Annotated in this window: 12 protein-coding genes and 1 riboswitch; of the genes, 2 read left to right on the top strand and 10 right to left on the bottom strand. The window is 54.2% G+C overall.

Going from position 1 to position 11430, the window contains the following annotated elements:
- Positions 1–4 precede the first annotated feature (4 nt).
- Positions 5–1111 carry an ABC transporter permease gene (locus BIY29_RS07010; RefSeq protein ID WP_121574476.1) on the top strand — a complete coding sequence of 369 codons (1107 nt, stop codon included), beginning with the start codon at positions 5–7 and terminating at the stop codon, positions 1109–1111.
- A gap of 88 nt (positions 1112–1199) precedes the next feature.
- Here the strand turns inward: BIY29_RS07010 and BIY29_RS07005 are convergent, their stop codons facing one another.
- From BIY29_RS07005 to moaA, 6 genes are all read right to left on the bottom strand, one after another.
- The gene (locus BIY29_RS07005) at positions 1200–1910 is read right to left on the bottom strand and encodes a Bax inhibitor-1/YccA family protein (protein ID WP_121574435.1); all 711 of its coding nucleotides are present in this window, start codon (positions 1908–1910) and stop codon (positions 1200–1202) included.
- Positions 1911–2016: 106 nt separating this feature from the next.
- Positions 2017–2469: a molybdopterin synthase catalytic subunit MoaE gene (gene moaE, locus BIY29_RS07000; protein ID WP_121574434.1), complete on the bottom strand. Its 453-nt coding sequence runs from the start codon at positions 2467–2469 to the stop codon at positions 2017–2019.
- A gap of 2 nt (positions 2470–2471) precedes the next feature.
- Positions 2472–2717, bottom strand: a complete 246-nt coding sequence (gene moaD / locus BIY29_RS06995; protein ID WP_121574433.1) for a molybdopterin synthase sulfur carrier subunit — start codon at positions 2715–2717, stop codon at positions 2472–2474.
- The gene (gene moaC, locus BIY29_RS06990; protein WP_121574432.1) at positions 2714–3196 is read right to left on the bottom strand and encodes a cyclic pyranopterin monophosphate synthase MoaC; all 483 of its coding nucleotides are present in this window, start codon (positions 3194–3196) and stop codon (positions 2714–2716) included. Before moaC ends, moaD begins: the two co-directional genes overlap by 4 nt.
- An 8-nt stretch (positions 3197–3204) precedes the next feature.
- A complete protein-coding gene (gene moaB / locus BIY29_RS06985) occupies positions 3205–3717 on the bottom strand; it encodes a molybdenum cofactor biosynthesis protein B (RefSeq protein ID WP_121574431.1) in 513 nt (170 codons plus the stop codon).
- A gap of 35 nt (positions 3718–3752) precedes the next feature.
- On the bottom strand, positions 3753–4742 hold the full coding sequence (gene moaA / locus BIY29_RS06980; protein WP_121574430.1) for a GTP 3',8-cyclase MoaA: 990 nt from the start codon (positions 4740–4742) through the stop codon (positions 3753–3755).
- Positions 4730–4878, bottom strand: a riboswitch (molybdenum cofactor riboswitch). It overlaps the preceding gene by 13 nt.
- 278 nt (positions 4879–5156) lie before the next feature.
- Here moaA and yvcK point away from each other — a divergent pair.
- Positions 5157–6080, top strand: a complete 924-nt coding sequence (yvcK, locus tag BIY29_RS06975) for a uridine diphosphate-N-acetylglucosamine-binding protein YvcK (protein ID WP_121574429.1) — start codon at positions 5157–5159, stop codon at positions 6078–6080.
- Here the strand turns inward: yvcK and uvrB are convergent.
- From uvrB to bioF, 4 genes are all read right to left on the bottom strand, one after another.
- Complete coding sequence (uvrB, locus tag BIY29_RS06970) at positions 6064–8073, bottom strand: excinuclease ABC subunit UvrB (protein ID WP_121574428.1); 2010 nt, start codon at positions 8071–8073, stop codon at positions 6064–6066. The two genes, yvcK and uvrB, sit on opposite strands and share 17 nt — an antisense overlap.
- Positions 8074–8807: 734 nt before the next feature.
- Complete coding sequence (bioD, locus tag BIY29_RS06965; protein ID WP_121574427.1) at positions 8808–9485, bottom strand: dethiobiotin synthase; 678 nt, start codon at positions 9483–9485, stop codon at positions 8808–8810.
- Positions 9478–10239, bottom strand: a complete 762-nt coding sequence (gene bioC, locus BIY29_RS06960) for a malonyl-ACP O-methyltransferase BioC (RefSeq protein WP_121574426.1) — start codon at positions 10237–10239, stop codon at positions 9478–9480. Before bioC ends, bioD begins: the two co-directional genes overlap by 8 nt.
- Positions 10217–11377 (bottom strand): 8-amino-7-oxononanoate synthase, encoded by a 1161-nt coding sequence (gene bioF / locus BIY29_RS06955; RefSeq protein ID WP_121574425.1) that lies wholly within the window; start codon positions 11375–11377, stop codon positions 10217–10219. The genes bioC and bioF overlap by 23 nt, the downstream gene beginning before the upstream one ends.
- Positions 11378–11430: the final 53 nt, after the last annotated feature.

The following is an 11430-nucleotide window of genomic DNA, read 5'->3' as shown; positions in this document are numbered from 1 at the left end:
TATGATGTTGCATCGCCTATGGACATTGATTATCAAAGAATTACAGTCACTGCTGCGTGAACCGCAAACGCGCGCTATTTTGATTTTTCCGGTCATCCTACAGGTTTGTCTGTTTCCCTTTGCCGCCACGCTGGATGTCACCAACGCCACCATCGCCATTTACAGCGAGGATAATGGCCACGCCTCCGTTGAGCTGACTCAGCGTTTTGCCAAAGCGAAAGCCTTTTCCAACGTATTATTACTGCATAGTTCTCAGGAAATCCCCCCGACGCTGGACGATCAACGGGCGTTATTGATCATCCGTTTCCCGCCTCAGTTCTCCCGCGAGATTGTCAGCGGCAACAGCACGTCGTTACAGGTGATATTAGATGGACGCCGCTCCAACAGTGCTCAGATCGCCGCTAATTACGTACAGAAGATCGTTCGGGATTATCAGATGGAATTACTGGGCAATCAGCCCAGGATGAACAACAGCGAGTTGGTTATCCGCCACTGGTACAACCCGAATCTGGACTACAAATGGTTTGTCGTACCGTCGTTGATTGCCTTGATCACTACCATCGGCGTGCTGATCGTTACGGCGCTGTCGGTCGCCCGCGAGCGTGAACAGGGTACGCTGGAGCAACTGCTGGTCTCGCCGTTATCGACATGGCAGATTTTCGTTGGCAAGGCGGTTCCGGCTTTGATCGTCGCCGCCTTTCAGGCCACGGTCGTCCTGCTGGCGGGGATACTGGCCTATCAGATCCCTTTCGCCGGTTCCCTGCTGCTGTTTTATGCCGCCATTCTGGTTTATGGCCTGTCGCTGGTGGGGTTTGGGCTGTTAATTTCATCGCTCTGCGCCACACAACAGCAGGCATTTATCGGCGTGTTTGTGTTTATGATGCCGGCCATCCTGCTGTCTGGCTATATCTCGCCGGTGGAAAACATGCCGCTATGGTTGCAGAACCTGACCTGGATTAACCCCATCCGCCACTTCACCGACATCACCAAACAGATCTACCTCAAAGATGCCGACTTCTCTATTATCTGGGGCAGTCTGTGGCCGCTGCTGATTATCACCGCGACAACCGGTACGGCGGCTTACGCTATTTTCCGACGCAATATTGCGTGAGAGGCAAGAAAAGGTTGTCCGGCAGCAACAAAAAAGCCCGAAACGGCGGTGGCTGCGCCTCGGGCTGATTTAGCAGAACGTGGTACGTTTAGCGGCGGTTGCCGAAAATCCGCAGCAGCATCAGGAACAGGTTGATGAAATCCAGATACAGCGTTAGCGCACCGACAATCGAGTATTTACGGAAGTTATCTTTGTCGTCAACGGACAACTGCTCGCCCATACGTTTCAGTTTCTGCGTGTCATACGCCGTCAGACCGACAAACACCACCACACCGATATAGGTCACCGCCCACATCAGCGCTTCGCTTTTCAGCCACAGGTTAACCAGCGAGGCTAACACAATACCGATCAGCGCCATAAACAACATGCTGCCAAGACCGGTTAAATCACGCTTGGTGGTATAGCCATACAGACTCATGGCGCCAAACATCCCGGCGGTAATCACAAACGTACTGGCGATTGACTCACCGGAATACACGATAAAGATGCTGGAAATCGTCAGCCCGGTCAGCGCCGAGTAGAGCATAAACAGGCCGGTGGCCACCCCGCCGCTCAAACGCTGCACCATACCGGAAATCACGAATACCAGCCCCAGTTGGGCAATGATCAAGCCCCAAAAGGTAATCTTACTGGAGAAAACAAAATTGAGTACCGCAGGCGTATTCGCCGCATACCACGACACAAACGCCGTCAGCAATAACCCGCAGGTCATCCAGCCGTATACCTGCGCCATATAGGCCTGAAGGCCTGTTTGCGCACGTTCAACAATCGAATCACCCGAGCGTGGATATCTGTCCATGATGCTACCTTTGCGTTAAAAAATTTATACGTAAGAGGCACCGTGCCTCACCTTCTTTTATCCTAACACATAAACCTCCGTTCAGCCGAGGCAAGCACAATGGCCGCTACCAGCGCCGGGCGGCCTGCTTGTCGCTATCCCGTGATTCAACCCAGCGATCGCCGTCCGGCGTGGCTTCACGCTTCCAGAACGGCGCCCGGGTTTTCAGATAGTCCATAATGAATTGAGCGGCATCAAACGCGGTATTACGATGGGCGGCGCTGACGCCGACAAACACAATTTCATCCCCCGGATAGAGGATGCCGACCCGGTGAATAACGCTGACGCGTGGAAGCGACCAGCGTTCACGCGCCAGCCCGATAATTTCCGCCAACGCTTTTTCCGTCATACCGGGGTAATGTTCCAGCGTCAAGGCGCCGACATGCTCGGCCAGATTATGATTGCGAACCTTGCCGGTAAAGGTCACCACGGCGCCATCTTCATAGCACTGCGACAGCCACTGATACTCGTCGCCGACATTGAAATTTTCCTCAGTTACGCGAATACGGGTCGCTGTCATCATCATCCCCCGGTGACCGGCGGGAAAAAGGCCACCTCATCGCCATCCTGCAACGGATGTTGCATCTCCACCAGCGACTGGTTAACCGCCGCCAGCAGTTTGCCGGATTCCAGCGCCAGCGCCCAGCGGCTTCCCCGTCCACATAATGCCCGGCGCAGATCATCCACCGTGGCATAGTCGGCGGACAAGGTCAGGTGATGGGTGTCGGTCAGCTCACGCACCTGCGCGAAAAACAGCACGTTAATCATGATGCTCCCACCTTGAAATCACCTGACTTGCCGCCGCTTTTCGCCAGCAGACGCACCGGGCCAATCACCATATCTTTTTGTACCGCCTTGCACATATCGTAAATCGTCAGTGCCGCCACCGATGCCGCCGTCAGCGCTTCCATCTCAACCCCGGTCTTACCGGTGAGACGACACAGTGACTCAATACGTACCCGGTTATGTTCAGGCTGCGCCTCAAGCTCAACCGCCACTTTACTTAGCAGTAGCGGATGGCAGAGCGGGATCAGTTCCCAGGTGCGTTTCGCCGCTTGAATGCCTGCGATACGCGCCGTGGCGAACACGTCGCCTTTATGGTGGCTGCCATCGATTATCATCGCCAGAGTCTGCGGGGCCATTTCAACAAAGGCCTCCGCCCGTGCTTCACGCACCGTGTCGGCTTTGGCGGAAACATCTACCATCGACGCCTCACCGGCGGCATTAATATGGGTTAGTTGTGACATAGATAGCGTTACTTTTTCAGATGGGGATGAAAATTACAGGGCTTTTGCCGCGCATCCAACTGTTCCTGAATGATGCGCTCCCAGGCGGTATGGCAGGCGCGGGTCGAACCCGGCATGGCAAAAATAACCGTCTGATTGGCCAGGCCGGCAATCGCCCGTGACTGTATCGTGGCGGTGCCGATATCCTCATATGACACCATGCGGAACAGCTCGCCAAAGCCTTCAATTTCACGATCGAACAACACGCTGACCGCCTCCGGCACCACATCACCGGCGGTAAACCCTGTTCCTCCGTTGATTAGAATGGCCTGAACATCGTCACTGGCGATCCAGGCTGATACCTGCGCCCTGATCTGATAGCGATTTTCTTTAACAATACCGCCGGCAACGATATGGTGCCCGGCTGACTGGGCGGCTTCACGCAGATAGTCACCAGACGTATCATCGGCTTCAGTACGACGTTCGGATACAGTGAGCACCGCAATACCGAGAGGAATAAATTCACTACTGACCTTACTCATACCAGACTCCTTACGGATAAGTTGGACTGCTGACATTACCCGCCAATAAACGACAGATTCTGCGTGATGCCGCTATTACCCTGATGCAGAAAGTGAGTTTGTTTTTTGGTCGATAAGCCACCGGAAATACGCATTTTCAGCGCATCGAGCTGACTGTCGTCAACCATCAAATCACGTAGCGGGATCCCCTGCTCACCAAACAGACAGAGATGCAGATTGCCAATGGCGGAAACACGCAGGCGGTTACAGCTCAGGCAGAAATCCTTCTCATAGGGCATAATCAGCCCGACTTCACCTTGATAATCGGGGTGGCGGAATACCCTGGCCGGGCCGTCGCTGCGGCCACGCTCCTGCTCGCTCCACCCCTGCTGCTGTAATCGCTGGCGGATAACTTCACCGGAAATATGGCGCTGGCGAAAAAGCCGACTCCCCTCACCGGTTTCCATCAGTTCAATAAAGCGCAGTTGAATCGGGCGCAGCCGGATCCACTCAAGAAAAGTCAGCAGGCAGGTGTCATTGACATCCCGCATCAGCACGGTATTCACCTTCACTTTGCTGAAACCGCAGGCGAAAGCCGCGTCAATGCCCTCCATCACCTGACGGAACTTATCCTGCCCGGTAATGGCATGGAACTGGCGGGCGTCCAGACTGTCCACGCTGACATTCAGCGCACTCAGGCCAGCTTCGCGCCACCGTGCGACATCACGCGCCAGCCGATAGCCATTGGTGGTGACGGCCAACGTGCGGATCGCCGGGTTTTCACGGATCGCGGCGATAATCTCGGCAAAATCGCGGCGCAGAGAGGGTTCCCCGCCGGTGAGACGGACTTTCTCAGTCCCTAATTCGGCGAATGCGCGGCTGACGCGACGGATCTCGTCGAGGGACAGAAAACGGTGCGGATTGACGCCATCAGGTTTATAGCCCTCCGGCAGGCAATAGGTGCAACGAAAGTTGCAGACATCGGTTATAGACAGGCGCAAATAGTAAAACTTACGCGCAAACGCATCGGTCAGTTGACTCACCATAAACACCTTTCCAAAAACGGGAGATGCAGGCATTTCTACCTCGCACCCTGGTGACCATTCAGGCCACGGCCAGGGCGCCCTATCATGCTCAACAAACGCATCACGTAGGCGCCAGGGCTAGGAGTTTGATTCCAGTCTATTATTTGACAAAGAGAGCCAGACAATGCAGACACAGAACCGTGATTTCTTCTCCGAGTCTACCGCTAAACACGGCAAATCGTCATTTAAATATTCGATATATACTATGATATATAACGATTTTTATCTTGTTCATGCAGCATACTGGAAAACCGCAGACGAAAATGGTCTTAAGTCACATCAGCATCATGATTTTTCGCCTTTTATAGCGAAATCGGCTACCTTACCGGCGGCAATGATTATCTCGGTTCAGCAATAACAGTAATAAGGGTTACTATGCACAATCGCACGTTAGCCGATCTTGATCGGGTTGTCGCTCTTGGGGGTGGACACGGCCTGGGTCGGGTGATGTCTTCACTTTCATCCCTGGGTTCCCGCCTGACCGGGATTGTCACCACCACGGATAACGGCGGATCGACAGGCAGAATACGTCATGCTGAAGGCGGTATTGCCTGGGGAGATACCCGTAACTGCCTGAATCAGTTGATTACCACGCCGAGCGTCGCCTCCGCCATGTTCGAATACCGCTTTAACGGCAACGGCGAACTGGCAGGACATAATCTGGGTAACCTGATGCTGAAAGCGCTTGATCATTTGAGCGTTCGGCCATTAGAAGCCATTAACCTGCTGCGTGATCTGCTGAAAGTCGATGCTTTTTTGATCCCGATGTCCGAACAGCCGGTCGATTTGATGGCCATTGATGAACAGGGTAATCCGGTATATGGCGAGGTCAACATCGATCAGTTGTCCACTTTGCCGCAGGATCTGATGCTGTTTCCCCCCGTCACCGCCCCCGGTGAAGCGCTGGAAGCCATTGCCGATGCGGACCTGATTCTGATTGGCCCCGGCAGTTTTCTGACCAGCCTGATGCCGCCGTTGCTGCTCGACGATCTCAGCCGTGCCCTGCGCGATACCGCCGCGCCCCTTATCTATATTGACAATCTTGGCCGCGAACTTAGCCCAAGCGCTGCCGGCATGACACTGCAACAGAAACTGGAGATGATGGAAAAACATCTCGGCAGGCGGCATATTGATATCGTTATCATGCCTCCCGGCCCGGCCACCGCGCCTGCCAGTAGCATCTTGATTCAGCAACCGTTGGAAGCTGCCGATATCGCCTATCGTCACGATAGAAAATTACTCTATGCCGCCATTGAAAAGGGATTATCCGCGTTGGCGTCCATCAGGATACGGCAATAAACTGCGTCCGCAGGGCATGAACCTGATCGCGCAGGCTGGCCGCTTCTTCAAATTCCAGATTCTGCGCGTGCGTCAGCATTTTGCTTTCCAGCTCACGGATTTTCTGCTCCAGGGCTTTCGGCGTGAGTAACTGATAGCTGGCGGCCGGCTCTGCGGCTTTTTTGCCATAACCTTTGCCTCTGCCACTCGGCTGCCCCAATTGCAGAATATCGGAAATTTTCTTGTTCAGGCCCTGCGGTACAATGCCATGCGCGAGATTATACGCCTGCTGTTTCTCGCGGCGGCGCTCCGTTTCATTAATCGCCCGCTCCATCGAGGGCGTAATTCTGTCGCCGTACAAAATCGCTTTACCATTCAGGTTACGCGCCGCCCGTCCGATGGTCTGAATCAGGGAGCGCTCTGAACGCAGGAAACCTTCTTTGTCCGCATCCAGAATCGCCACCAGCGACACTTCCGGCATATCCAGACCTTCGCGCAGCAGGTTGATACCCACCAGTACATCGAACTCGCCCAGCCGCAGGTCACGAATAATTTCAACACGCTCCACCGTATCAATATCCGAGTGCAGGTAGCGAACCCGCTCGCCGTGCTCTTCCAGATATTCGGTTAAATCTTCCGCCATACGCTTGGTCAGCGTGGTGACCAGCACCCGTTCATTCACTGCGGCACGCAGACGGATTTCAGACAACAGATCATCCACCTGCGTGGCAACCGGCCTGACTTCCAGCACCGGGTCCAGCAAACCGGTAGGGCGAACCACCTGATCGATCACCTCATTGCCCGATTTTTCCAGCTCATACTTGCCCGGCGTAGCGGAAACGTAGATAGTCTGCGGCGCCTGCGCTTCAAACTCCTCAAACTTCATCGGCCTGTTGTCCAGCGCCGACGGCAAGCGAAAACCATACTCCACCAGCGTTTCTTTACGCGCCCGGTCGCCGCGGTACATACCGCCAATCTGCGGAATGGTGACGTGAGATTCATCGACCACCAGCAGCCCATCGGCGGGCAGATAATCAAACAGGGTCGGCGGGGGTTCACCGGGGCCGCGCCCGGACAGAAAGCGGGAGTAATTTTCGATGCCTGAGCAATAACCAAGTTCGTTCATCATTTCCAGATCAAACTGGGTTCGCTGACTAAGCCGCTGCTCTTCCACCCGCTTATCGTTCGCCAATAAGATTTTACGGCGATCGGCCAGTTCGACCTTGATATCTTCCATCGCCTGCAAAATACGTTCACGAGGCGTCACGTAGTGCGTTTTAGGATAAATGGTATAACGGGGCACGGTCTGCAAAACTTGCCCGGTCAGCGGGTCAAATAACGACAGCCGTTCAACTTCTTCATCAAACAGCTCGACGCGCAAGGCCACGTCGTCCGACTCGGCGGGGAAAATATCAATCACTTCGCCACGAACGCGGAAAGTCCCGCGCTGAAACGCCTGATCGTTGCGGGCATATTGCAACTCCGCCAGCCGCCGCAAAATCGCACGCTGATCGATAATCATTCCTTGCGTCAAATGCAGCATCATTTTCAGATACAGATCGGGATCGCCCAGACCATAAATCGCGGAGACCGAGGCCACCACCACCACATCACGCCGTTCCAGCATCGCTTTTGTCGCAGAGAGCCGCATCTGTTCGATATGTTCGTTTACCGATGCATCCTTTTCGATAAAGGTATCAGAACTCGGCACATAGGCTTCCGGCTGGTAGTAATCATAGTATGAGACAAAATATTCCACCGCATTATCCGGGAAAAATTCCTTCATCTCCCCGTATAGCTGGGCGGCGAGCGTTTTATTGGGCGCCAGCACCATAGTGGGACGATTCAGGTCAGCGATCACGTTGGCGATAGTAAAGGTTTTGCCCGATCCTGTTACACCCAGCAGCGTCTGGTGCGCCAGCCCATCTTCTAATCCTTCTTTTAAACGACGAATGGCTTCCGGCTGATCGCCCGCCGGTTTAAATTCGGAATTCAGTTTGAATACTTTACTCATAGTCGGATACGTTACTCTTGAATGGGCTACCGGATAGCAAGCGAATGGAACTGCACAGCAATGATTAACACTTAAGCTAGTATGGAATCAATCCCGGACTTTGCCATCATCATGATACTGGATATAAAAACAGCATCAAGAAAATTATTGCCTGCCAGGATGATTAATCAATCGTGTGGATTTGCTAGCACATCAGCGGCCAATCCACCAGTAAAAGTCACAATTTTTTATCCCCAGATTTATGACTTATGTAACCTAGCGCGACGACCCGTGTCGTTAATTTATGCAACCACGCACTAACCGTAATCAGGATACTTGATTTTAAATAACAGAATGATTTTAAAGAGATTAACAAAAAAGCAGAGAATAACGTCAACTCGGCGGAAACCCGCGTCAGCTCTCGTCTGGCATGGCTTTTCTATCCCTAATGCACACGGTTATCCACAGAAATAGTGGATAACTCCCACAACCCCGCACCCGCCCTGAGTTGCTGAAATACAACCTTCATCAAACATTCTTGCTGATAGAGATTTTCTTTACCTGCTTTCTGCGATTTATCTCATAAGTATTAGATTGAAAAGTGCTAAAAATAAGAGCGTAAACCCAGACGCTCAATAAGGGCTGGCAGGGGTAAAGCGTGAAGTCAGGGTGTTTTTTATTAATAAGTAACAAATATCACACTAATTATCACTAACAGTGATAAATATAACTTTTCATTATTGGAGGATTTTGCGTTAATCCAACCGCGTCAGATCAATATACTGCCCTACATTGTGCGACCGTGGCGCCGCCAAATGCGGGATTCGGCCCAGCATCGGGGCGGACAAACGCTGCTGCAAACTGAGCAGGTATTCCTGATGCCGCTTTCCCGGTAACACAATGTCGTTGGCGATCCAGCCAACAAGCGCCAACCCGGCCTGCTGGACAGCGTTGGCCGTCAGTAATGCGTGGTTAATACATCCCAGCTTGATGCCCACCACCAGAATAACCGGTAACTGCTCTTGCACCACCCAATCGGCAAAGGTTTCCCGCGCCGATAGCGGGGTAAACCAGCCCCCGGCTCCCTCAACCAGTAGCCAGTCAGCCTCGGTTTCCAGCGCCTTTAGCCCGGCGGAAAGCACGGCCAGCTGAATAGGCCGCTGTTCTGCCGCGCTGACGATATGCGGCGATGTTGGTTCAATAAACGCCAGCGGATTGACGCTGTGATAATCAAGCCGGACAAGACTGTTAGCCTGAAGCAGCATGGCATCACTATTGCGCACGCCTTCGGGCGTGATTTCACAACCGGAAGCCACCGGCTTATAACCTGCGGTACGATAGCCAGCCTGATTGGCGGCCTGCAACAACGCGCTGCTGGCAATGGTTTTACCCACTCCTGTATCCGTCCCCGTCACAAACCAGCGTTTAATCACGGTAAATCACTCCATAAATCAGTTGGTAACTAAGCGGATACCCCCCCCGCTGCTGGGGATATACCGATGACAGCGCATTAAGACGCGCACGACTGAGCAATCCGGGCTTACGCCCCTGATGTAACCAGGTGGCCCCAATACCTTTCAACGACCTCAGCAATGCCAGTACATCAGGGAAGCAACGGGTCACACACTCCTGATGGAGTTGGTAACGATAAGGCTGACAAGCGGCTTCGATGGCGGATACGGGCAGAAAACGGTTTACCCTGCGGGAGCCGTCCAAACGCTGCCAGGCTTGCGCCAGCTCCAATAGTGAACCTTCCGCCAGCGTGGAAAAGGCGATCACACCGCCAGAGCGGGTCACTCGATGCAGCTCGGCCAGCGCACGAGGTAAGTCATCACACCACTGCACCGCCAGATTGCTGTAGCTGATATCGACACGGCGATCCGCTAACGGCAGATTTTCTATATCCCCTTGTAAATAGCAGTCTGCCGCCTGTTGCTCACTGGCATGGGCCAGCATCGCGGCTGATAAATCCAGCGCCGTAACGGTTTTACCCAACTGCCGCCAGCAGCGACTGAAATGACCGGTGCCACAACCGGCGTCCAACACCTGTGAACCATTGTGATGCGCAATCATTTCGAGTAATCGTGCGCCACTGGCCCGTTGCAACTGTGCAAAACGATCATAGCTGTCAGCCGCCCGGCCAAAAGCCTGGGCGATGGCCTGTTTATTGTGTGTTTCCGTCAACATGGTGCAGTACCGTCAGTAATCGATGGATATCTTCTGGCTGATGCGCCGCCGTCAACGTAATTCGCAAACGGGCGCTACCGGGCGGCACCGTCGGTGGCCGCATAGCGCTGACCCACAAGCCCTGTGCTCGTATGCGCGCCATTAAGGTCAGCGTACGGGCATTGTCGCCAATAATCAGTGGCTGAATGGCGCTATTCGAATCCATCAGTTGCAAAGAAGAGGTGGCAAGACCGGCACGAAACCGGGCAATATTGCGCTGTAATGCATCACGCAATGCCTCTCCCTGGCGAACACAATTTAGCGCCGCGCTTAACGCGCAGGCCTGTGCCGCGGGCATGGATGTGCTGTAAATCAAATGGCGGGCAAACTGTAAAAGGTATTCCGCGAGCGGCCCGGCGCACAATACGGCTGCCCCGCTGACGCCAAAGGCCTTGCCGAACGTAACGATCAACAGCTCGGGTTTAACCCCCTGCTGCCAGCATGTTCCCCGCCCTTCTTCACCCAGTACGCCGATCCCGTGGGCATCATCCACCATCAGCCATGCATCGTGGTCACGACACAACGTATGCAGTTGCGACAACGGCGCGCTATCGCCGTCCATGCTGAACACCCCTTCCGTAACCGCCAGCGTTTGTCCCGCCGTGGGTTTTGCCAGCAGATGTTGTAAAGCGGCGGCGTCATTGTGAGTAAAACGCCGCAGCGTCGCCGGAGAGTGTACGGCGGCTTCCAGCAGAGAAGCATGGCTCAGTCTGTCGGCCAGAATACGGTCGCCCGCCTGCGTCAGCGCGGCGACAACCGCCTGATTGGCTGCATAGCCGGAAATAAACAGCAGCGCACGCGGATAGCCCAGCCAGTCGGCCAGTTGTTGTTCCAGCGCCGCATGGGCTTCGGTATAGCCTGTCACGTGGCCGGAACCGCCGCTGCCGACCCCGTACAGTTCCGCGCCCTGTCGCCAGGCATGAATAATGTCAGGGTGGCGGCTCAAGCCCAGATAATCATTGCTGGAAAAGTTGAGGTAGCGTTGCCCATCCTGCACCAGCCAACGGCTATTGCCTCCCTGATTAGCCTGGCGCGTCCGATAGGCACCATCCTGACGGCGTTTTACCAACGCCAGCGCAATGCGTTGTTGCCAACTCATTGCGCTGGCAGCCGATCTTTATGTCCCGGCAAGCGTTCACACCACCGCATATC

Origin of the sequence: Brenneria alni (assembly GCF_003666245.1) — a bacterium.
GTDB lineage: Bacteria > Pseudomonadota > Gammaproteobacteria > Enterobacterales > Enterobacteriaceae > Brenneria > Brenneria alni.
Note: the sequence above shows the minus strand (reverse complement) of the source record. Positions and strands in the feature narration are given on the sequence as shown.